Origin of the sequence: Enterococcus devriesei (genome assembly GCF_001885905.1) — a bacterium.
GTDB classification, from domain to species: domain Bacteria; phylum Bacillota; class Bacilli; order Lactobacillales; family Enterococcaceae; genus Enterococcus_A; species Enterococcus_A devriesei.
The window spans coordinates 231,805-253,099 of sequence record NZ_JXKM01000002.1 but is presented as its reverse complement, the minus strand read 5'-3'; the positions used below and the strand labels follow the sequence as shown (position 1 = coordinate 253,099).

The window sequence follows — 21,295 nt, the reverse complement described above, 5'->3', positions numbered from 1 at the left end:
TTTATTTATAATAGTGTTTGGCTAATTTTTCTGGTGGCATTCCTAGTAGATACAATAATTTGATGCGATGCATCGCTAAATGAGTGCGCAATTTACCTTTTCTAAAACGGCGGCTAGAGGTACTGATCTTACCAGTCGCTGGATAGAATTTACCAATTTTTCGCAAGCGGCGACTCAACTGCCAATCCTCCATTAAAGGAACCGCATCAAATCCACCTGCTTGTTGATAGCACTCACGTGTAACAAATAGCCCCTGATCTCCAAAGATCAAACCAAGAAAACGTGCGCGGAGGCTTGAGGTCCATGCTAAATAAGAAAAAAATTTATCTGAGGAATCAAAGCTTAACTGAAAAAAAGCAGCACTATATTCTGAATTTCTTAATACTTGTTGAAGTTTTACGAGCTCAGTAAATTCTATTTCCAGTTCGCTATCACTATGTAAAAACCATAAAAAGTCCCCGCGGCTCTGTTCTGCTCCGTAACATAATTGAGCTCCACGATTTCCTTTAGACAACTGATAGACGTTTGCAAAACGTTCAGCTTGTTGAATCGTTTGGTCTGAACTGCCGCCGTCCACCACAATCAGTTCATGGGGAATATTTTTTAATAATTGGCTGATTTGCGGTAATAGTTTTTCGATTCTTTGCTCTTCATTTAAAGTCGGAATAATCACTGAGATCATACGGGTAGCACCTGCAAGGACTGTTGAAAATTCAAATGAATTTCCGTTCCAGTCTGAACTTTTTGCGATAGATTCGTAAACGTACATAGACATTCGCCAACCTGCAGCTGCGTCCGCTGACCATTGGGTGACCAGTCGTTGCTAAAGACCCGTGCCGGTAATCCCTGCTCACTAATCGCGATCTCTGTTCCATAAGGAATGAAGACTCGTGCCTCCCCTACCAATTGTTGTGGATTTTTCACCACTAACGTCGTCGTTCCAATTTGAAAGGACTCTCCTTGAACGTTCCCGGATAAATAGTTTCCCTCACCGATTGCTTCGGCGACTTGTTGATTGAGGGGATAAAAATAAAGTTCTTGCGGCGTACCGATCTGCTGGATGGTTCCGGCTAATAATAAAATCATTCGATCGGCCAAATGAAATGCCTCATCTCGATCATGGGTCACTAAGATCACACTGAATCGATACTCCTGTTGCAAGCGCTGCAGATAGCTTCGCATCGTCAATTTTAATTGGCTATCCAAATTTGCGAAAGGTTCATCTAACAAAAGTAGTTTAGGTTCTAATACAATCGCTCGGGCCAAGGCGACTCGTTGCTGCTGCCCGCCTGATAATTGATCTGGAAACTGATTTTCTAAGCCCGTTAAATCAAAAGCGGTGATAATTTTTTGAAGTTTTTCTTGAATGATCGCTCTCGAAAGTTTGCGAGCTTTTAAACCAAAGGCAATATTTTCGGTCACCGTCATATGAGGGAATAACCAAAAATCTTGAAAGACTAAAATCGTCTCCTCTTGGGAAAATGAATCTGAGAAGGTAATTGTTCCTCTGTCACTTTTTTGGATACCCGCCAGTATTTTCAATAGACTTGTTTTACCGACACCTGATGGACCAAACAGTGCGACTGTTTCTCCTTCAGCCACATCAAAGGACAAATCAGTTAATATTTCTTTTTTCCCGTAGTTCACATAAAGATTGTTAACGCTTAGTCCCACGTTGTACTCCTCCTAGCATTTTTCTTAAAAACCAGACCCCGATAATCGTGCAAACTAAAAATAATAAACTGTATGCCGATGCAATGCCGTAACGACCATTATTGGCATAAGGCAACAAGAGGAAAGGCAAGGTCACGATCCGTCCGCCGCCAATAAAAAACGTTGGCAAATACTGACTAGAGGAAACGATAAATACCAAAGAAGCGGCCGTAGCGATCCCTGGTCTTAGCAAAGGCCACGAAATCTGCCAAAAAGTCAGCCAGCGGTTTGCGCCTAAACTTCTTGCGGTTAAACTAAAACCCTCACCTAATTGACGGTAGCTCTCCAATAAAATCTGCATGCCATAAGGCAGACAAAAATACGTATGGATCAAAACGACACCGAGCAAGCTGCCGTTTAATCCTAGTTTCAAAAAGATTACTTGACTCGATGTAATCAAGGCCACCGCCGGCAGAATCAATGGCAGATAAATCATTACCTCGATGACTCGCTGGGAGAACTGCTGCTGAAAAGCAAAATAATTCGCCGCCGGCAACGCGATTATTAATGTTAGAAACATCGCCGCAAATGCGATTACGAAGCTATTCATGATTGCTGGGAAAAAACTAGGATCATGAATCATCTGGACAAAGGGTTTTACGGCCAGCTGCTGTGGTAAGACTGCCGGATACAGCCATTTGGAACTGACTGACCACAAGACTAAAAAGCTTAACGGCAACAAAATCAAAAACGCGATGACACTCAGAAATAAATAGTTCATTTTTCCGGAAGTCTTCATTTTATTTTTCTCCCTCCCGGCAGTAAGCGACTGATAACTAGCGCGGCGATCGCTACCGATAAGCAAACAGCTGACATCACCATATTTAAAGCAAACGCCTGCGGACGAGTCATTAAGTCCGCTTGGGTAAATAGATCATACGCCGTCAACGCTACTGTTCCATGACTTGGATCACCTAATAAATAAGGCACTTCAAAGGAGGCAAAAGTGAAACAAAATAAAATAATAAATAAGGTGAACAAGGTTTTTTGGATCATAGGAAAGATCACCTGGGTAAAAATTTGCCGTTTCGAAGCCCCCAGATTTCTAGCCACTTCAATATAGCCAAGCTGCAGTTGCTGAAGGATCGCCAGGACTGTCACGGCTACATAGGGAATCTCTTTATAAAGAAAGACGAAAAGAATCCCGATCCCCTGCTGATCGTGAACGAGTAAAGGAAACTCTCCAATCTCTTTGATCCAGCCTAATTGAAAACACCAACGAGACAGCACCCCAGATTGGCCGAGTAATTGCAGCACCATTAAAGCCACAATAATATGTGGCAGTGAGATGGGTAACTGAAGGATTTTATGTAAAATGGGTTGTTTGACTTTCAACAGTAAAAAAGCCACCCCGACGCCAACGATCAATGAAAAAAAGGTCGCCGTCAGTGCCAAGTAGCAGCTGTAACTCAGCGACTTTTGAAAGAACGGATCAGTCAAAACGATTTTGTAATTAGCTAACGTCAGCTGGTTTAACCCAATCAATGGATAATACCCGAGACTGATTTGCAATCCCCGAAATAGTGCCGCGAAAATCACGACACTATTTAATAGTAGAAAAGGGACCACCAATAGTTTTTTCTTATTCATGCAAAACATGCTCTTTCCATAACGCTTCGATGATCGGGATTTTTTTTGCTTGAACCTCTGGAATTTGTTTTTCCTGCAGCTCTTCTAACGACAATACCCCTTGATTTTTGTACAAGTCCGCCAATTGTTGATTGGTTTCCTTTGATAGCTTCTTCGAATCAAATGGCGGGATACTGTAGCCGTATTTAGCTTCCGCTTTTTTCAATTGGTCACTCTCGCTAGTCATTTCATTGATCAAAACTAAAGCTGCTCCTTTGACTTTCGATGTATCAGCAACCGCTAAGTAACTTTGATTGGCAATTGTTCCCTTATCAAATAAGAAGGATTCTGTTGTCGGCTTGAATTCATTGTCGCTGCGCTTTTCTGCCACGTGCATTTGAGAATAGCTGTAGCTCATATCGATTTGACCAGCAGAAAACATTTGATCCAACTCAGCCGTCGTTGTTGGATACGTTTTTCCTTCTTGCCACAAGTAAGGCTTGATCTCATTCAAATAATCTAAGCCCGGCTTGATGACTTGATACAACTCTTCCTTATTAGCAGCCGCTTTTTCTACCTTATCGTAGCCGACGATGTCACAAATAATATTGCGAACAAAGGCGCTACCTGTGAACTCCGGCGGTGCCGTGTAAGTGATTTTTCCAGGATGAGCTTTTGCGTATTCCAGCAAAGCTTTCGTATCGGTTGGAAATCCTGAAGTAAATTTTTCTTTGTCGCCAGCAAAAACCAATTGTGCACTACCATAAGGCATTTCATACCCATCGATCTTCACACCAAAATCATACTTCGAATTATGACCATCGACATCCATCAACTTTTCAAAGCTCTCGATCTTATTTGTGATTGGGCCATAGAGCAGCTTTGCCTGTTTAGCCGTATAAAAATTCTCCCCGTTGATCCACATCACATCAATGTCGCCGGTTTTCGTTCCGGCTTCTTTTTCAGTCGTCAATTTGTTCAGAATTTGATCAATATCCATCGGTACACGCTTCACCGTGATATCATATTTCTCCTTCATCGCCGGCGTCACTACTTCATCCACCCATGCATTGGCTTTTTCATCGCCACCATAACCATAAAAAGTGACGGTCTCCCCCTTACTTTCCTTTACAGCATCTGAAAAATTGCTGATAGAATCAGTCGTCTTCGCCTCTTTCGTTTCGCCTGTCTTACATGCAGCTAACGAAAAAAGCATGCTCACTGTCAAAAGCCCCATAAACCATTTTTTCATTGTTTTCTCCTACTTCTTTTTTAAGTATTTATTTTTCTGAGGATCGAAAAATAAGTTTGATTTTCATCCGTATGTCATTCCTCTATCTTTTTTCAGTGACGTATCGGCTAATCAGCCTTATCTTTGTTTCTATTTGATATTCACTGCCAAAAGAGGAACTGAAATCCTACTTCTTTTTTAAGTATTTATTTTCCAGCTAAATCACGCATAAAAATTCTATGCATTATTTACTATTTTTTTTGTTTGATAACGATTTTTCCAAGCAAGCACGGGTTGATTTAACGGATGTGACGCACAAGTTGCTTGCTGATTAATCACTGGTCCAAACATCAAATCCAATAGATGCCAAGCTTTGCCTCCACCCATTAACATTGCAGCGGTACAGCTGGAGCAATAAGTCACGATATGAGGTGTTTTAAAATCATTGACTCGTTTTGTCGCGAATTCTTTTGCTAAGGGTGGATTAGAAACGCCGCACATCCCGCCCATTCCACAACACAGCGTATTTTTTCCTGACAAGCGATTGGTAGCGACTTGATAACCTAACTGCTCCAACAAAAAGCGGACTGCTTGATGGATCTCTGTTATTTCTTTTGTCGGACAGGAATCTTGAACCGAAAAAAGAACATCGCTTTGACTGGCTTTACCAATCATTTCTTGCGGCAAGCCGATTTCCGCCAGCTTGACCCATAAGGAGCTAGTTGGAAATTGATTTTGCAAGGTCATGGTTTTGATACAGCCTTGACAAGCGACAATCAATTCATCAATTCCCGCTTGGTTAACTTGATCCGTCAGTGTTTGAAAACGAACTTGAAACAATTTCTCATCACCGATCATACGGGTTGGCTTGCCGCAGCATCCTTGGATCACTGCCAGTTCGGGATAATATCTTTTTAGATAAGCAATTATTTCACCAACCTGCTGCGGATTACTTGAACTTAGCGCACAGCCTGCCATAAATCCATACTTCATAGGTCATCTCCTCGATTCACTGCGGTAAAAAATTTGCTTGTCGATAATTTTTGATGGACTTGAACACTTCTTAGCTGTTTCAAAGGTAGCCCTTCTTTGATCAGGTCTCTACGCATTGCTAAAAAGGCTTCATCCAATTTTAATTGCAGCGGGCAAACTACCGTACAGCGCCCGCAGAGCATACAAGAATAAGGGACAATCGGCTCTAACCCTTCGGTCAAAAATTGCTGGAACAGCTGTTGCGGATCTTCACAATATTTTTGTAAAAATAAACAGTCTTTCATACAGCGACCGCAGCTGGTACAGGTTTCTGCGATGACTGTTGCCAGTTCAATGGTTTCTTGTGAATACTCCATGACGTACTCCTTTTTTTGATAAAACGATCAATAACTGCAACAAAAAAATCAGACAAAGCAAACCACTGACTAAATAAAAAATGGGGATTTGCTCCAAGCCAGCGCCCAACTGCCAACCAAGAAAAAGTAGCCCCATACTCAGCAGTAAAAAACTTTCGATCGTTCTTTTTTTGAAGACAATCAAACCAGCCACGACGACCAAGAAAAGAGGCAGTAAGAAAATTTGCCGCCCCAAAGAACTGTCCGCAAATTTCTGAGAATAGAAAGATACATTGCGCATAAATCCTAGGTGATTGGCGTAGAGGTCTCGCATCAAATAGATCCCGTAAAGCAAACCGATTTGTAACAGATGAAGCACAAAACGCAGAATCTTCATTAGTTTAAGATTTCCAATTTGTCTTTGTCTCTTGGATCACCGATTTGGACTGGATATTTGCTTGGGTCTTTTTGATGGGCTTTATCCCAATCAAACCAGCCGCCGTCAAATAGTTTGACATCTTTCCAACCTTCTTGCTTCGTGATGAAAAAGGCTGTTGCTGCACGCCAACCAGTCCCACAATAAAATGCAACTTCCTTGTCTGGCGTAATACCCCATTTTTCCCAAGCAGCAAAAATTTTGGTTGGTTCTTTGACTGTTCCATCGTTGTTCATTAATTGAGCGACATCTGCACTGGTCTTACTAGATTTTGCGTAAACAGCACCTTCAGGCTCCCCGGCATTTTCAATATAAGAATAGCCACTTGTTTTACCGATAAATTCTTTCCAACTTCTGACGCTAGCTAAAACGAGTTCGGGATTTTTTTCTTTAGCCGCTACTAAATCTGCAGAAGTCGAAATCAAACTTTCTGGACGTCCTGGGACTGTTCCACCAAAATCCTTAGCCGCTGTTGCTTTTTCTTCGCCCTTTTCAACTTTATAATCTGCTTTTTCCCACGCCTTCAAGCCGCCATCTAAAATTTTGACTTGATCGACACCTAACCAATAAGCGACAAAAGCTACTCGAGCGGCCGCGTTGATATCACTTGAATAAATCACCACTGGTGTTGTTTTCGTCACACCGCGTTTCAAGAAAACCTCTTTACAAGTATCAGCAGATAAAATATTCCAGTTGCTTTCTTCATTTTCAATTTCCATTGTATCCATGTGCAAGGCTCCAGGGATATGAGCTTTTTTATAATCCTTGCCTTCACCATAAGAAGCTTCAATGACGACGGTTTTATCGTCTTCTTTTAGTTGATTTTTCAGCCATTTCGCATCTACAAAGAAATCGCTCGTCTTGATTTCTTTACTATTCACTAAACGCTGGACCTTCTCTGTTTTGTCTTTTGCTTGAACTTCTGTTGCCTTTGTTCCAACGATCAACACCGTTAATAATAAACAACTGATTACTGCCACAAATTTTTTCATCTTTATTGCTCCTTAAAGTTTATTCTTTCACTTAAAACGTTTTCAATACGCTGATTCACCCTTTTTAAGCACAACAAAAAAACACACTCACTGAGTATGCTTCCTCCATGATCCTATTTTTTTCTACAATGAAAAAGCTTTTTAAGCCATTACAAAAAAAGTTGGTGGGAGGATATGCACATGTTCTACTCGCTTAGAAACTCTAAGTAAAGGTTGAGATCAAAGTCAACGACGATAGATTTTCAGCATGAGAACACCTCCTACTCCCAATTTTTCAACTAGGTTCTTTCCTTATCGAGTATAACGAAACACTATTCGTTTATCAAGGTAATTCAGTTTAAAAAGAACAAAATTTTTTTTGTGAAAAAAACAACATTTAGTTAAATTTTTCAGTTTGCCTTGATGATTTTTGTCATCTTATAGCTTTTCTATTAGAATAAAAGGTATCAAAAGAAAAGAGGGATTTGCTATGGGAATTTTTGACGGCTTAATGGGTAACGCGACACAACACGACAATGAGGCAATTGAAAAGAAACTGGTCGATGTTCTAGTGCCGGGAGAAAGGGTGTCACTAGCCTTTAAACTTGTTCGAGATTTGATCGTCTTCACGGATTTTCGGCTGATTCTGGTGGACAAACAAGGGGTGACAGGAAAAAAAGTCGAATACAAATCGATTCCTTATCATTCAATCTCACGCTTTTCCGTGGAAACTAGCGGGCATTTTGATTTAGACGCCGAATTAAAAATTTGGATTTCAAGTGCTGAACTCCCTGCCGAAACATTGCAATTTAGAAAAGATAAAAATATTGTCGCTGTCCAAAAGGCTTTGGCTGCAGCTTTAATAAAGTAAGCTTGGGTAATCTAACTCATCGTCAGGCAAAATTAAAAGGACAAGCTGTTGAGCTTCTTTCTTCATTCAACAGCTTGTCCTTTTATTCATATAATTGACTTGAATTGTCGTTTCTTGTTCGTCCATTCCTTCTCTCCTGCTCTTCATTTGAGTCATAGTAGCCTTATCCTTGTTTACGCTTCATTCTCCCACAGTTTTCGATCCAATTTTCAAGTTTGTTAAACCCGTCGTCTTTGATGTAGTCATATTCTCTGTCAATGATTTCATCAAACCAAAGCAATTCACCTTGACCCGTTTTCCCAACGATTTTTACCGCTGACTGACTAAGCGAAACCTGCTGACTTAGATTTTTTATTTTCCCAATTTTGATCGCGATGATCGCATTGCCTCTTAGATAGCTCTGCTTGATTTCATATTGTACATACTGGCTGTCTAAGGTTTCACTACCGATCAGTACTACGGTCACTGTGGTACCTGCTAATTGCTTATCGATCCAACGTTTAATGCTATCTTCACCATCGCGCTTGATACTTTCAAATTCGGCTTGTTTGATAAAACCTGATTCTTCATTTTCCTTCAGTGTCCAGTTGTTCTTAACCACCATCGCTCTTGAAAAATCATTTTCGTAATGAAAACTAAAGAACACTCTGCTCGCCATAAAAAATCCCTCCCCACACATAAATTATTCTTCAAGACTTGAATAAGACGAAGCCTAAATATCTTATTCAATTTTCGGTAAAATGTCTTGACATTTGTCATTTTTTCTACCTTATCCTGATTTCCCTCTCATTATATAATAGACATCCGTATGAATGGCTCCAATTTCTTTATAATAGTAGTTTTTAAGGAGAACATTTTTAGTAAATTTATTAGAAAAAATTTTTGAATCATTTCATTGGGAGTTTCAAAAGCCGCTACTATGGACACCATTGCAAAATACTTTGAGACTGTGCTCTGAATACCGAAGCCTTAATTCTTTTTATGTGAATCATTTAAGCTTTTTGACGGAACTTTCAAAAAGCTTAAATTAATTTTACATTTAGAACAAGAATGCATTTTTTTATAATGGAAAGACCTGACTGCCTAAAAAGTCCATCTGGCTTTTGCGACTCTTGCATGATAAGATTTTAATATGCTAGATCAAGGAGGTTTTGTCATGTTGGATAAATCAGTTTCCTTTATTCCCATTACGATGTTTCGTCCTTCAAATGCACCTTCATTACCGAAGATTCAACTTCCTGAAGGCTATCATTTCGTTTTTTATCAACTAGGAGATGCACAGGCTTGGTGCCGCATCGAAACTGCGGTGCAGGAATTTGAAACAGAAGCGGATGCCGCCCTTTATTTTGAAAAAGCCTTCGCACCATTCTCTAATGAGCTTCAACGTCGAATGCTTTTTATTGAAAATCCCAAAGGAGAAAAAGTGGCAACTTTTACCGCTTGGTGGACAGAAGAAAAAGCCCCTCGTTTGCACTGGTTAGGTGTCCTTCCAACAGAACAGCGCAAAGGCTTAGCTAAAGCATTAGCGATTCGTGTAACCCAGCTACTTCACGACTATTATCCTGAACAAGATCTGTATCTCACTACGCAAACGTGGAGTCACGTCGCGGTGAAGCTCTATCAAAAATTAAATTATCAAATTATCCGAAATCAAGATTATCAAAACATTATCAACATTTTAAATACTGCTGAGAAATAAAGCTCTACTTTCACTTACAAACAAAAAAGCTCTACCTGTTTATCCAGCTAACTTTGTCGGACTGGATATTTCGAAAACAGGTAGAGTTTTTTTTATTCTGCGCTTAACGCGGCCATCGTTATATAGTTATAGGGTTGGTTAAAATGCGGTAAGAAGAAAATATCTAGTAATTTTAATTTGTCGATTGTCACTTGTTCTTCAATCGCTAATGAAAACATGTGGATGACACTCGAGATATCTTCGGTTGAAGACAGCTGAGCACCAACTACCCGACGAGACTCTACTTCATAAACGATGCGGATTTTCACTTTCGCATTATTCTTCATAAAGCCCGGACGTTGTAAATCTTCAAAGTCGGTATATTTCACATTTAAACCGTTCTTCTCCGCCGCTTCGACTGATAACCCTGTGGAGACCATATGAAGCCCAAAGATTGAGATTCCGTTTGAGCCTTGTACACCAGTTGATTCCAACGCCACACCACCAACATTATACCCCGCGACGATTCCTGAACGGACAGCATTTGTCGCTAAGGCGATATACGTCGTTGCTTGCAACGCATTAGAGAAAATCGTTGCACAATCACCAACGGCGTATACGTCAGGATCGCTCGTTTGCTGATGGCGATCCACTAGATAAGCGCCGTTTTTGAATAACTCCAAATGATTTTTACCTAGGTCATTATTGGGTAAAAAACCGATCGCGTTAATGACTAGGTCAATTGGATACTCTCCTTTGTCAGTGACGATTGCTTCAACCTTCGATTCTCCTTTATATTCTGTCGCTAATTCTCCGAAGTGCAACTCAATGCCATGCTCCGTTAAATTTTGATCCATATCGTCAGTAAATCGTTTGTCATAATAGCTCGGCAGTGAACGTTCCATTGCATCAAATAATAAAACATTTTTTCCGCGACGTTTAGCGGCTTCCGCAATTTCCACCCCAATATATCCCGCACCGATCACCGCTACATTCTCAATGCCCTCGCTACTTAAAATTTCATCCACCGCTTGTCCATCTTGAAACCGTTTCAGAAAATGGATATTGGCTAGTTCACGACCCGGTATTTTTGGTGCGATTGGGATCGATCCCGTTGCTAAAATCAATTTATCGTAGCTTTCAACAAAGGTTTCCCCGTTTTTTGTTTGACAATGAACTTGCTTTTGTTCATAATCAACTGTTTCAACCGTAGTTTCGATTGAGATTTTTGCGCCCTTCGCTTCAAAATCTTCGCGCTTCGCATAAAAAAGATCTTCATAAGAATCAATTTGTCGACCGACCCACAAAGCCGTACCACAGCCTAAATAGCTTAGATTATCGTTTCGATCAATCATCACCACTTCTTGATTTTGAAAATTATCCAATAAAGTATTGGCTGCCGCAATTCCCGCATGATTTGTACCTACAATTACCGTTTTTGTCATCAAAAATCCTCCTTTAGTTATTGTATACCCTTTCACTATCTGTTTGATTTTACCATATACGCCTCTGTAAAAAGTTAAAAATGCAAATGATTTAAAAAAATTATGGATATTGCATAATCTTCTTTTACCTGTAATATCAGTCATAAATACGTATCTTTATTTGATAACTATTTTTTTATTTACAATTTCTATTTTCAGGCTAAATTAGCCATTCAATGAAATTCATACATTGTTAAAACGTTTTTTAATTATTCAATTCCGAGGATTTGTTTTTCAACCAATAAAAATAGTAAAATAAACCAAGGTAGGTGAAGCAGACGTGAAAAATAATTTAGAACCACATCATCTTAACTGGTTGAGTTACTATGGCTTATTAAATCAGCGGGAAAATTGTGCGGTCCGTCATTTCAAAGCCGGTGAGGAAATTTTTTCTCAAGGTGTTGAATATAAATTTATTATGATTGTTGTTTCCGGAAAGGCAAAAGTTTGTATGAGTGCCCCCAATGGAAAGGATCTTATTTTAGCTTATTATCTTTCTCGAGGGTTAATCGGCGACGTGGAATTAATGACCGATATTCGTTATGCTACTGCCTCAGTCATCACTCTTTCTCCTTTTGAATGTATCGTGGTTCACTTTCAAAGCAAAGAAGATCCGATGTTTAAAAACCTTACATTTATGACAGCGCTAGCCAAAGATTTATCCAAAAATCTAGTGAAGGATTCTTCTAACTATACCTCCAACGTAATTTACACCGGTGAACAGCGGCTCTGCTCATACATTTTTCAAGGAGCCTATAAAAGCCATTTTTCAGATAAGTTAACCGATGTTGCTGCAACTATCGGTGTTAGTTATCGCCACCTACTGCGCCTGTTAAATACCTTATGTGAGGACGGTATTTTGCGGCGAGAACATGGCGGCTTTAAAATAGTACAGGAACAAAAATTACGACAACGTTCTGCCCAAGGTTTCTATAAATAAAAAATTACCGACTCTAATCGTTTAAGAGTCGGCTTTTTTTACTATCAATTGCTGTTTTTTGGCCCGCTGAAGAATCTGTTCTTTCCGTTGTTTCTCATATTGATTAATTCGTTGCCAATACAATTCTTCTTTTTGATTTTTTTTCTTCTTTTTAAAAATACTTATTGCCAATATGCTAAAAATTAATAAAATAAAAATCATTATCATCATCTCCTATCATTTATTTTAAGGAAAATCAGAACCAATCGTGATGACATATGTCACCTTTCATTTTCTTACATACATTTTTCAAGCTCACAGCAAATACTAACGAACCAAAAGTTTTACGAGAACTGTTCTCACTGCCATTCTTTGATTTCATCACAATCAAGGTCTCATTTTTGATATAATTATTTTGTCAAGCAATATGATTTTTTTTAAGGCAATTGAAAAAGTAATGGTGGCCACTTAGAAAAATTTTCAAAGTCAGAAAGGAGGATACATAGAGCGATGAGTATTGAAGCAGTGTTTGAATTTGTTGAAACGAAAAGTCAGTATCAGGAATTCCAGACTTGTATGGCAGAATTAAAAGGACATCCGGGTGCACAGATGCCTGCATTGCAAGATGCCCAAAGAATTTATGGGTATTTACCCATCGAAATTTTGAAAAGGCTTTCAAATGAATTGGAACTACCTTTAGAAGAACTTTACAGCACCGCCACTTTTTACGCTCAATTTACTTTCGTACCAAAAGGCGAATATACTATCAGCGTTTGCATGGGAACGGCCTGCTATGTTAAAGGTGCCGGCGACATTTTGGATTCCTTTGCGACGGAATTAGCAATCGAACCAGGTAAAACGACTGTTGATCGTAAATTCACTTTAGAGTCTTGTCGTTGCATCGGTGCCTGTGGCTTAGCACCTGTTCTGACGGTCAATGAAGAAGTTTACGGTCGCTTGTCTAAGAAAAAAGCGGACAAAGTATTGGTGACCTATCAAAAAATGGACTAACGATTGATGGATCACCCTCATTTAGAAATCATTGAGTTCGTTAGACTGGTCCTTTAAGAAAATGTTGCTTTTGAAGGAAGCCATAAGAGTCAGGAGTAAAAAATATGGAAGATTGGAATGAGTTAAAAGAGCTTCGCAATACGTATCGTCAAACGATCCTGATGCGTTTAAAAGATGAAGATGCTTCCAATGTGGATTATGAAAAGGAAATCCTCGTTTGTGCGGGTACTGGCTGTATCTCATCTAAAAGTGGCGAGTTCGTCGATGCTTTAAAAGAAGAATTAGCGAAAAATAAGTTGACCGATCAAGTAAATATTGTCAAAACCGGATGCTTTGGTCTATGTGCGCAAGGTCCGATCGTGATCATTTATCCAGAGGGTGTCTTCTATCATCAAGTTCAGCCAAAGCACGCCAAAAAAATCGTCTCAGATCACTTAGTCAAAGGCAAACTGGTTGAGAAGCTGCTGTATCATGACAACGACAGCAAAGAAATCATCAATAAATTAATGGATACCCCCTTTTATCACAAGCAAAAGCGAGTGGCGCTGCGAAATTGTGGACGAATCGATCCAGAAAAAATCGAGGAATACATCGCCTTTAATGGTTATCAAGCTTTAGCGAAAGTAGTGAATGAGTATTCCCGTGATGAGGTCCTAGAGACCTTGAAAGCTTCCGGTTTAAGAGGCCGGGGCGGTGCCGGCTTTCCAACTTTTATGAAATGGTCATTTGCAAAAGCTAGCATCTCCGATCAAAAATACGTGATCTGTAACGCGGATGAAGGCGATCCCGGCGCTTTTATGGACCGCTCCGTTTTAGAAGGTGATCCCCATGCGGTCATTGAAGCAATGGCGATCGCTGGCTACACGATTGGTGCCAGTCAAGGTTATATTTATGTTCGCGCTGAATATCCTATCGCGGTCAATCGTTTAAAAATCGCCATCAAACAAGCTCGTGAGCAAGGTGTTTTAGGCAACCATATCTTTGGTAGTGATTTTTCTTTTGATCTGGATCTGCGACTAGGTGCGGGTGCTTTCGTTTGTGGGGAAGAGACAGCACTGTTAGAAAGTATTGAAGGGCATCGCGGCGAACCGCGACCTCGTCCACCTTTTCCGGCAGTCAAAGGACTGTTTGGCAAACCGACCATTGTTAACAACGTTGAAACACTGGCGAATATCTCGCAAATTATTCTCAAAGGCCCGGAATGGTTCGCAAGTTTTGGGTCTGAAAAGTCTAAAGGCACGAAGGTCTTTGCTTTAGGAGGGAAAATCCAGAATACAGGGCTAGTTGAGATTCCAATGGGTACCACCTTACGAGAAATTGTCGAAGATATTGGCGGTGGAATTCCCAACGGCAAAAGATTCAAAGCCGCTCAAACGGGTGGGCCCTCAGGCGGATGCATCTCTCAAGTCAATTACGATGTCCCGATTGATTACGAAAATTTAAAAGAGATCGGCTCGATGATGGGGTCTGGCGGTTTGATCGTCATGGACGAAGACAACTGTATGGTGGATATCGCAAAATTTTTCTTAGAATTCACGGTTGAAGAAAGTTGCGGAAAATGTGTGCCCTGTCGGGTTGGAACGAAGCGATTATTAGAGCTCTTAGAGAAAATTACTATGGGTAACGGCACCTTAGAAGATTTAGACAAAATGGAAGAGCTGTGCCATCATATCCAGGAAAATTCCCTTTGCGGCTTAGGTCAAACAGCCCCTAACCCGGTCCTTTCCACCCTCCGCTATTTTAAAGACGAGTATGTCGCTCATATCGAAGAACGACGCTGTCCAGCCGGCGTCTGTAAGAATTTGATTCAGTATCGGATTTTACCGGATAAATGTACCGGTTGTCGCGCCTGTGCAAAAGGCTGTCCGGTCAGCGCCATCAGTGGCGAAGTGAAGCTTGCCCATGAAATTGATCAGTCGATCTGTACGAAATGTGGCTTATGTATTGATACTTGTCGCTACGATGCAATCACAGTCATATAGGAGGTGGCGCAATTGAAAGAAGTTATGATAACCATCAACGGAAAAATTTGGACTGCTCCCGAAGGATCGACGATTCTCGAAGCAGCTCGAATCAATAATATTGAGATCCCCACTTTGTGCTTTTTAAAAGAGATCAACGAGATTGGCGCTTGCCGCATGTGTGTCGTAGAAGTCAAAGGCGCACGCAGTTTGGTGACTGCCTGCGTTTATCCAATTAGTGAAGGCATAGAGATCACCACCAATTCAAAGAAAGTCTTTGATTCTCGCAAGACAACTTTAGAATTGATCCTTTCCACTCATGAACGAAAATGTCTCTCGTGTATCCGCAGTGGAAATTGTGAGCTGCAAAAATTGTGTAAAGAGTTCAACGTAGCGGACGAGGATTATTTCAATGGTGAAAACTGCGAATACGAATTTGATGATAGCGCTGTTCATATGGTCCGCAATAACAATAAATGTATTCTTTGCCGCCGCTGTGTAGCGGCTTGTTCGAAATGGCAGGCCGTTGGTGTGATTGGACCAAATAACCGAGGGTTCAAAACCCATATCGGCAGTGCCTATGAACAAAATTTGAGTGAAGTCCCTTGTATCTCTTGTGGGCAATGTATCGTTGTTTGTCCTACCGGTGCAATCCACGAAAAAGATCAAACGCAGGAAGTTTGGGACGCCCTAGAAGATCCAAGAAAACATGTCATCGTTCAAACGGCGCCTTCCATTCGGGTAACTCTAGGCGAAGCTTTTCATCTGCCGGTCGGTACAAATGTAGAAGGTAAAATGGTGGCGGCCCTACGTCGCATCGGCTTTAATAAAGTCTTTGACACGAATGTGGCGGCGGACTTCACTATTATGGAAGAAGCCAACGAGTTTTTAGAACGGGTTAGCAATAACGGGCCTTTCCCAATGTTTACTTCTTGCTCGCCTGGCTGGGTCAAATATTGTGAGTCCTATCATCCTGAGCTGATCCCGAATCTATCTACTTGCAAATCACCACAACAGATGTTTGGTGCGCTAGCCAAAACTTGGTACGCTGAAAAAGAGGGAATCGAGCCAAAAGACATTTTTGTTGTAGGCATCATGCCTTGTACCGCAAAAAAATTCGAAGTAACAAGAGAAGACGAGGCCGCAGCCGGCTATTCTGATTGCGATGTCGCGTTGACGACTCGCGAATTAGCCCGAATGATCGACAAAGCCGGCATTCGCTTCGTGGACTTAGAAGATGAAACCTTTGACAATCCGCTAGGCGAAGCTACCGGCGCCGGCTATATTTTTGGTGCGACAGGCGGCGTAATGGAAGCCGCCCTGCGAACTGCCGCAGAAACTTTAGCTGGTCATTCATTGGAGCAAGTAGAATTCACTGAGGTTCGTGGAATGTCAGGAATTAAAGAAGCTACCTATGAAATGAGTGGTGCTACGGTCAACGTCGCTGTTGCTTCTGGCATTGGCAACGCAAAAAAATTACTTAAACGAATCGAATCTGGTGAAAAAGCCTATCATTTTGTTGAAATTATGGGCTGTCCTGGTGGGTGTATCAATGGTGGCGGCCAACCCGTCCAACCTGCTTCCGTTCGTAATTTTGTCGATTTGAAAACCAAACGAGCCGCTGCTTTATACTCGGAAGATAAAGACAAAGGTCTTCGCAAATCAAATGAAAGCCCGATCGTCCAAAAAATTTATCAAGAATTCTTAGAGAAACCAGGAAGTTTAAAAGCTCATCATATTTTGCATACAAGCTATCGTGATCGGACTGTCGTAAAAATTCCATAAAAATAGAGTCGGTCATCCATGATGATCGACTCTTTTACTAGTAAAAGAATACACTCTTTGTCATTAACCGACTCTTTGATGATTCAATGCTTTCGAAAGGATCGGGACAATCAAAATTGCTAAACCACCACCGACTAATGCTGTAATTAGTTGCGGAAATGAAAAGGCGCCGGAGACCATAGCTGCTTTAGGTGCTGGCATTTTCAATAAAATTGGAACCACAAATTGAACGATTGAAAGATATAGAACACCAAATTTTGCCACTGCTCCTACCACCGCAGCCACAAGAAAATTGATGATTGTTTGTTTTTTAGTAACGCCCGCAACCAAATGCCAAATTGCTACTAAAACTGCATTTCCTATCGCGATGCAAAAAACGATTTGTGGAAACGCCGGACCAATCCCAAATATAAAGGCAAAGATTGGTGATAGTACGGCGATCGTAATTCCACTTGCCAGACCGCCTGTCGTCACGGCGACGATTAAAATCAAGTTGACCAAAGATCCGGTTATCAATGTATTGCCTAGTCCAGCCGTCACTGCCTGTACAGCAATCAATAATGCCAACAACACCGCAGTTTGTGTAATCCATAATGCTTTTCGCTGCATAATTTCAGAAACCCCAGTTGTATAAACAATCACAAATGGTGATCCCTTCACTTCCTTTCTTTTTCTATTTTTTGCTTCCAATCTGTTGTTACAAAAAAAGAACAGGTACTTGCTAATATAATTATTGTACCAGATTTATAGATTAGGTAATAAACAGTTTTTCATCCAATTTATTTAGCAAATGGATAAAACAAAAAACACTACCCTACGACCTAGGATAGTGTTTCATTATTTTTCAGTAGCTTAATAATTATTTACTGGCTTCGTTTAAGACGAATTTGATAGCGCCAGCCGGGTCACGGGTTAATTTAATGTATTCCGCGCCTTTAGTGGCAATCAACTTGATCCCTAATCTATCGGTGTCTGTCTTGATATCGTCATAATAAGAATTCACTTGCGGTGCTAAAACCACCATGTCGAAGTTTGGCATGATATCGTAATGGGAACCGTAAGCTCCAGCTTTTGCTACTACATGCTTACCAGTTTCTTTCGCGCCTTCCTCTAGGGCATTAGCCAGCATCGCACTTGTGCCAGCACCGGCACATAAGACTAAGACTTTTAGATCGTCTTCCTGGGCTAAAGCTTGTTCTATTTCTAAATCATCAGAGGTCACTGTTTCACTTTTGTCGACAAGTTTCACTGCCTGAGCATTTGATAATTCTGGTAATGCTTCTTCCACTTCAGCGATTTCTTCCACCCGTTCAGCTTCTTGCGCCACTAAAACTTTATCATAGGCTTTACAGAATGGATAATAAATCATAAAATCGACCGCTAGTAAAACTAATGATAGCACAATCGAAATAGGTTGGAAGCCAGTGTTCATCACCGTTCCAATCGGCCCCGGCGTCGCCCATGGCAAGATATACATAAATCCGTTCATGCCTAAAACACTAATAAAGAATTTACCGATCAGAACATTCGCAATCGGTGCTAAACAAAATGGAACGAAAAAGTATGGATTCAAAATAATGGGTGCCGCAAAAAGCAGCGGTTCATTTACCGCGAACATCACTGGAATAATCGACGCTTTACCAACAGCCTTTAACTGTTTTGAACGCATCAATAAAATGAAAATGATCGGAACGATAAAGGTTGCCCCGGTCCCTCCAAGTTCCCCAATGAAATTCCCAAAATTTTCCGTCAAGGCATGATTGGGATGACCACCTTCAGTAAATATTTTCAGATTCGCTTCAGTATTCCCATACAAGGCTGCAGAAAGTCCTGGCTTCACTACAGAAGGCCCATGAACCCCCACAAACCAAAACATTGGAATCAAAAACCAGATAATCGCTAAGCCAAAATAACTTTCCGCGCCGGCGAATAATGGTGAAAGCAGCTTAGAGAAAACTTCACCGAATGGCGCGTTAATAAAGTTTCTCGCTAAAATATCAATCATTGCACAAATGAAAACAGAGAATGAAAAAGGAAAGACGTCGCGGAAATTTTGTGCGATCGTTCCGGGAACTTCTTTTGGCATTTTAATCGTAATGTCGCGAATAATACAAAATTTATACATATTGACTGTTATGAATGCGGATACAAATGCTGATAAAATACCTTTGGTGCCCATGTAGTCCGCGAAGAAGGCGCCATCTGTCTTTGTAATAGCTAACAATAAGAAGCCACACGTGGCCGCCAACATTACAGACGTTTCATTGATTACTTTGCCATCAGGCATTTTTCGGTTCATATTTCCTGCCAGACAGCGGGCGGTTGTTCCAGCTACCAACATCCCAACGATCCCCATCGTGTAGTCGTATATTTTCCAGAGCCAAGCTTCGATCCCCGCTGGAATCGTCAGACCGAAAATCGGCGGGATCGCCGCGCATAAAATGAAGATACTAGAAAAAAGAATTACTGGCATCGCAGCTAGGAAGCCGTCTTTGATCGCCATCAAATAAATATTTTTCGAGATCTTTTGGAAAAAAGCCTGACGCTTTTCGATTTGTTGAATAATTACATTCATTTTTTACACTCCTTAACTATATTTGGCTTGGTACAATTCGATAAAATCCTGAACTAAATCTCGCAGCAATAAGGTCGTCATTAAATGATCTTGCCCATGGATAAAAATGAAGCCTAAGTCCAAGTCCTCTCCACTGGCTTCGTTGGATAATACTTGGGTTTGAGCGTTATGAGCCAATTTCAAATTGTCATCAGCCTCCTTTAACGCCTTATCGACATTCGCGAAGTTTCCCCCGCGAATTTCTTTTAGCAGTGTCATAAGGGTGCTGCGGGCGTCACCGGAATAGGCGACGATCTCAAAGCCCAGCATTTGCAATTCTTCTTTGTTCATCCTTTTCCCCTCCTGATTAAATAATCGTCTTCGTCTCACTGACCAATTTGTACCAGTAAGCCGATTCTTTCGGATAACGCTTTTGCGTTTCAAAATCAACATAAAACAATCCATAGCGTTTGTTATAGCCATTGACCCATGAGAAAACATCCATTAAAGACCAAATGAAGTAGCCTTTAACATTCACACCTTCGTCAATTGCTTTAGAAATATAATTGAAGTAGCCTCTTAAATAATCAATCCGATCATCGTCCAGAATGATTCCATCTTCAAAAGTATCCTTGTAGCCTAAACCATTTTCTGTGATATAAATTTTTTGATAATTAGGATAATCCTTTTTGATACGAACCAATAAGTCATAAATCCCCTCAGGATAAATCAACCAATCCCAATCCGTCCGCGGCAAGTCGGTCCGTTGAATTCGTTCGCCGATGCCTTTGATCCGATAGACTTGTGTTCCCTTTTCACCGGTGGTGTTATAAAACATTTGGCTTTCGTCATTGTAGGCTTTGACCCAATGGCTGACATAATTATTAATACCTAAATAATCATTGCGATTGGCGGCCTTCTTCATTTCGACAAAGTCATTTTCATCAATAGAAATACTGGTATTATTGGCCGCCAAAATCTCATTGATACATGCCATCGTATGCTCAGAATAATAGCCAAGGTAGGTCGCATCCATCAAAAACTTCACCGATAAAGCATCGTCTAATTCAGCCGCGTGGATATCTTCAGGGCTATCTGACGCAGGATACTTTGGCTCTAAAGAATGGACAACGCCGATTTCGCCTTCATAGGACCCTTCTTTGAAAATATTGACCGCTTGAGCATGGGCGTACATCATGTTATGGAGTGCAGTGATGGTTTTTGACAGATCAAATTTAATTTCTGGCGGAAAAACACCTGTCAAATACTGATTCGTTGCCGCAGGATAAATCTCGTTGAAAGTGCTCCAGTAATAAACTTCGTCAAATTCGTCAAAACAAAATTTAGCATAATCAACGAAATGTTTGATATTTTCACGATTTAAAAAGTCTCCATCATCAAACAGAGCTTTCGGTGTGTCAAAATGATGGATTGTGACAAACGGTGTGATACCGTGCTTTTTACACTCAGCGAAGACCTGATGATAATAGTCGACACCTTTTTGATTGACTTCACCATAGCCCTTGGGGAAAATTCGGCTCCAAGCGATCGACATACGCAGGCTGTCGATTTTGAATTTTTTGCATAGCTCGATATCGACTGGGTATTGATGATAAAAATCACTGGCGGGCTCAGCTGTGTAGCGGCCTTTTTCTACTAAAAAGGTATCCCAAGCAACCGGGCCCTTTCCATCAATATCTAAAGCGCCTTCAACTTGATACGCCGCTGTTGCTCCTCCCATTAAAAAGTCTTCTGGTAACTTTCTCAATTCTGTCATTCGTCAT

Annotated in this window: 22 protein-coding genes; 6 read left to right on the top strand and 16 right to left on the bottom strand. The window is 40.8% G+C overall.

The features are described 5' to 3' along the window. Position 1: 1 nt before the first annotated feature. The 9 genes from RV00_RS03775 to RV00_RS03735 all read right to left on the bottom strand — a co-directional run bounded on the left by RV00_RS03775 (position 2) and on the right by RV00_RS03735 (position 7,269). The gene (locus RV00_RS03775; protein ID WP_071861269.1) at positions 2 to 682 is read right to left on the bottom strand and encodes a TIGR04283 family arsenosugar biosynthesis glycosyltransferase; all 681 of its coding nucleotides are present in this window, start codon (positions 680 to 682) and stop codon (positions 2 to 4) included. After that, positions 679 to 1,674, bottom strand: coding sequence for an ABC transporter ATP-binding protein (locus RV00_RS03770; protein WP_071861268.1), 996 nt, complete (start codon positions 1,672 to 1,674; stop codon positions 679 to 681). The genes RV00_RS03775 and RV00_RS03770 overlap by 4 nt, the downstream gene beginning before the upstream one ends. Further along, positions 1,658 to 2,452: an ABC transporter permease gene (locus RV00_RS03765; protein ID WP_071861267.1), complete on the bottom strand. Its 795-nt coding sequence runs from the start codon at positions 2,450 to 2,452 to the stop codon at positions 1,658 to 1,660. Before RV00_RS03765 ends, RV00_RS03770 begins: the two co-directional genes overlap by 17 nt. Further along, entirely contained in the window at positions 2,449 to 3,303 is an 855-nt protein-coding gene (locus RV00_RS03760) for an ABC transporter permease (protein WP_071861266.1), read from the bottom strand. The genes RV00_RS03765 and RV00_RS03760 overlap by 4 nt, the downstream gene beginning before the upstream one ends. Beyond that, positions 3,296 to 4,534: an ABC transporter substrate-binding protein gene (locus RV00_RS03755; RefSeq protein ID WP_071861265.1), complete on the bottom strand. Its 1,239-nt coding sequence runs from the start codon at positions 4,532 to 4,534 to the stop codon at positions 3,296 to 3,298. The genes RV00_RS03760 and RV00_RS03755 overlap by 8 nt, the downstream gene beginning before the upstream one ends. A 216-nt stretch (positions 4,535 to 4,750) precedes the next feature. Beyond that, positions 4,751 to 5,506, bottom strand: a complete 756-nt coding sequence (locus RV00_RS03750) for a heterodisulfide reductase-related iron-sulfur binding cluster (protein ID WP_071861264.1) — start codon at positions 5,504 to 5,506, stop codon at positions 4,751 to 4,753. Continuing rightward, on the bottom strand, positions 5,503 to 5,862 hold the full coding sequence (locus RV00_RS03745; protein WP_071861263.1) for a 4Fe-4S dicluster domain-containing protein: 360 nt from the start codon (positions 5,860 to 5,862) through the stop codon (positions 5,503 to 5,505). The genes RV00_RS03750 and RV00_RS03745 overlap by 4 nt, the downstream gene beginning before the upstream one ends. Next, positions 5,837 to 6,238: a hypothetical protein gene (locus tag RV00_RS03740; protein WP_071861262.1), complete on the bottom strand. Its 402-nt coding sequence runs from the start codon at positions 6,236 to 6,238 to the stop codon at positions 5,837 to 5,839. The genes RV00_RS03745 and RV00_RS03740 overlap by 26 nt, the downstream gene beginning before the upstream one ends. Next, positions 6,238 to 7,269, bottom strand: coding sequence for a sulfurtransferase (locus RV00_RS03735; protein WP_071861261.1), 1,032 nt, complete (start codon positions 7,267 to 7,269; stop codon positions 6,238 to 6,240). Before RV00_RS03735 ends, RV00_RS03740 begins: the two co-directional genes overlap by 1 nt. A 469-nt stretch (positions 7,270 to 7,738) precedes the next feature. On the opposite strand from RV00_RS03735, the gene RV00_RS03730 reads away from it, so the two are divergent. Further along, positions 7,739 to 8,119 (top strand): PH domain-containing protein, encoded by a 381-nt coding sequence (locus RV00_RS03730; protein WP_071861260.1) that lies wholly within the window; start codon positions 7,739 to 7,741, stop codon positions 8,117 to 8,119. Positions 8,120 to 8,282: 163 nt separating this feature from the next. Here RV00_RS03730 and RV00_RS03725 read toward each other — a convergent pair whose 3' ends face one another. Further along, positions 8,283 to 8,777: a TIR domain-containing protein gene (locus RV00_RS03725; protein ID WP_071861259.1), complete on the bottom strand. Its 495-nt coding sequence runs from the start codon at positions 8,775 to 8,777 to the stop codon at positions 8,283 to 8,285. Positions 8,778 to 9,275: 498 nt separating this feature from the next. Here RV00_RS03725 and RV00_RS03720 point away from each other — a divergent pair, with 498 nt between their 5' ends. Continuing rightward, positions 9,276 to 9,818 (top strand): GNAT family N-acetyltransferase, encoded by a 543-nt coding sequence (locus RV00_RS03720; RefSeq protein ID WP_071861258.1) that lies wholly within the window; start codon positions 9,276 to 9,278, stop codon positions 9,816 to 9,818. Positions 9,819 to 9,910: 92 nt separating this feature from the next. On the opposite strand, the gene nox is transcribed toward RV00_RS03720, so the two are convergent. Continuing rightward, on the bottom strand, positions 9,911 to 11,242 hold the full coding sequence (nox, locus tag RV00_RS03715) for a H2O-forming NADH oxidase (RefSeq protein ID WP_071861257.1): 1,332 nt from the start codon (positions 11,240 to 11,242) through the stop codon (positions 9,911 to 9,913). Positions 11,243 to 11,561: 319 nt separating this feature from the next. Here nox and RV00_RS03710 point away from each other — a divergent pair, with 319 nt between their 5' ends. Then, positions 11,562 to 12,221: a Crp/Fnr family transcriptional regulator gene (locus RV00_RS03710; RefSeq protein ID WP_071861256.1), complete on the top strand. Its 660-nt coding sequence runs from the start codon at positions 11,562 to 11,564 to the stop codon at positions 12,219 to 12,221. A gap of 21 nt (positions 12,222 to 12,242) precedes the next feature. On the opposite strand, the gene RV00_RS03705 is transcribed toward RV00_RS03710, so the two are convergent. Beyond that, positions 12,243 to 12,422, bottom strand: coding sequence for a hypothetical protein (locus tag RV00_RS03705; protein WP_071861255.1), 180 nt, complete (start codon positions 12,420 to 12,422; stop codon positions 12,243 to 12,245). A gap of 288 nt (positions 12,423 to 12,710) precedes the next feature. Here RV00_RS03705 and RV00_RS03700 point away from each other — a divergent pair, with 288 nt between their 5' ends. The 3 genes from RV00_RS03700 (at position 12,711) to RV00_RS03690 (ending at position 16,957) form a co-directional block, all read left to right on the top strand. Continuing rightward, entirely contained in the window at positions 12,711 to 13,211 is a 501-nt protein-coding gene (locus tag RV00_RS03700) for an NADH-quinone oxidoreductase subunit NuoE family protein (protein WP_071861254.1), read from the top strand. A 104-nt stretch (positions 13,212 to 13,315) separates the two neighbouring features. Then, positions 13,316 to 15,193 carry an NADH-quinone oxidoreductase subunit NuoF gene (locus RV00_RS03695; RefSeq protein ID WP_211272367.1) on the top strand — a complete coding sequence of 626 codons (1,878 nt, stop codon included), beginning with the start codon at positions 13,316 to 13,318 and terminating at the stop codon, positions 15,191 to 15,193. 12 nt (positions 15,194 to 15,205) lie between these two features. Then, positions 15,206 to 16,957: an NADH-dependent [FeFe] hydrogenase, group A6 gene (locus RV00_RS03690; RefSeq protein ID WP_071861253.1), complete on the top strand. Its 1,752-nt coding sequence runs from the start codon at positions 15,206 to 15,208 to the stop codon at positions 16,955 to 16,957. Positions 16,958 to 17,020: 63 nt separating this feature from the next. Here the strand turns inward: RV00_RS03690 and RV00_RS03685 are convergent, their stop codons facing one another. The 4 genes from RV00_RS03685 to lacG form a co-directional block, all read right to left on the bottom strand. Next, positions 17,021 to 17,599, bottom strand: a complete 579-nt coding sequence (locus RV00_RS03685) for an ECF transporter S component (RefSeq protein ID WP_249024054.1) — start codon at positions 17,597 to 17,599, stop codon at positions 17,021 to 17,023. Positions 17,600 to 17,816: 217 nt separating this feature from the next. Next, positions 17,817 to 19,532: a PTS lactose transporter subunit IIBC gene (locus RV00_RS03680; RefSeq protein ID WP_071861252.1), complete on the bottom strand. Its 1,716-nt coding sequence runs from the start codon at positions 19,530 to 19,532 to the stop codon at positions 17,817 to 17,819. Between the two features lie 12 nt (positions 19,533 to 19,544). After that, positions 19,545 to 19,862 (bottom strand): PTS sugar transporter subunit IIA, encoded by a 318-nt coding sequence (locus RV00_RS03675; protein WP_071861251.1) that lies wholly within the window; start codon positions 19,860 to 19,862, stop codon positions 19,545 to 19,547. A 16-nt stretch (positions 19,863 to 19,878) separates the two neighbouring features. Next, on the bottom strand, positions 19,879 to 21,279 hold the full coding sequence (gene lacG / locus RV00_RS03670; protein ID WP_211272370.1) for a 6-phospho-beta-galactosidase: 1,401 nt from the start codon (positions 21,277 to 21,279) through the stop codon (positions 19,879 to 19,881). Positions 21,280 to 21,295 lie beyond the last annotated feature (16 nt).

What these genes read in the sequence shown, in the direction of transcription:
- RV00_RS03775 (WP_071861269.1), bottom strand. Translation starts at nt 682, where the DNA reads ATGATCTCAGTGATTATTCCGACTTTAAATGAAGAGCAAAGAATCGAA.
- RV00_RS03765 (WP_071861267.1), bottom strand. Translation starts at nt 2,452, where the DNA reads ATGAAGACTTCCGGAAAAATGAACTATTTATTTCTGAGTGTCATCGCG.
- RV00_RS03760 (WP_071861266.1), bottom strand. Translation starts at nt 3,303, where the DNA reads ATGAATAAGAAAAAACTATTGGTGGTCCCTTTTCTACTATTAAATAGT.
- RV00_RS03755 (WP_071861265.1), bottom strand. Translation starts at nt 4,534, where the DNA reads ATGAAAAAATGGTTTATGGGGCTTTTGACAGTGAGCATGCTTTTTTCG.
- RV00_RS03750 (WP_071861264.1), bottom strand. Translation starts at nt 5,506, where the DNA reads ATGAAGTATGGATTTATGGCAGGCTGTGCGCTAAGTTCAAGTAATCCG.
- RV00_RS03745 (WP_071861263.1), bottom strand. Translation starts at nt 5,862, where the DNA reads ATGGAGTATTCACAAGAAACCATTGAACTGGCAACAGTCATCGCAGAA.
- RV00_RS03740 (WP_071861262.1), bottom strand. Translation starts at nt 6,238, where the DNA reads ATGAAGATTCTGCGTTTTGTGCTTCATCTGTTACAAATCGGTTTGCTT.
- RV00_RS03735 (WP_071861261.1), bottom strand. Translation starts at nt 7,269, where the DNA reads ATGAAAAAATTTGTGGCAGTAATCAGTTGTTTATTATTAACGGTGTTG.
- RV00_RS03730 (WP_071861260.1), top strand. Translation starts at nt 7,739, where the DNA reads ATGGGAATTTTTGACGGCTTAATGGGTAACGCGACACAACACGACAAT.
- RV00_RS03725 (WP_071861259.1), bottom strand. Translation starts at nt 8,777, where the DNA reads ATGGCGAGCAGAGTGTTCTTTAGTTTTCATTACGAAAATGATTTTTCA.
- RV00_RS03720 (WP_071861258.1), top strand. Translation starts at nt 9,276, where the DNA reads ATGTTGGATAAATCAGTTTCCTTTATTCCCATTACGATGTTTCGTCCT.
- nox (WP_071861257.1), bottom strand. Translation starts at nt 11,242, where the DNA reads ATGACAAAAACGGTAATTGTAGGTACAAATCATGCGGGAATTGCGGCA.
- RV00_RS03705 (WP_071861255.1), bottom strand. Translation starts at nt 12,422, where the DNA reads ATGATTTTTATTTTATTAATTTTTAGCATATTGGCAATAAGTATTTTT.
- RV00_RS03700 (WP_071861254.1), top strand. Translation starts at nt 12,711, where the DNA reads ATGAGTATTGAAGCAGTGTTTGAATTTGTTGAAACGAAAAGTCAGTAT.
- RV00_RS03695 (WP_211272367.1), top strand. Translation starts at nt 13,316, where the DNA reads ATGGAAGATTGGAATGAGTTAAAAGAGCTTCGCAATACGTATCGTCAA.
- RV00_RS03680 (WP_071861252.1), bottom strand. Translation starts at nt 19,532, where the DNA reads ATGAATGTAATTATTCAACAAATCGAAAAGCGTCAGGCTTTTTTCCAA.
- RV00_RS03675 (WP_071861251.1), bottom strand. Translation starts at nt 19,862, where the DNA reads ATGAACAAAGAAGAATTGCAAATGCTGGGCTTTGAGATCGTCGCCTAT.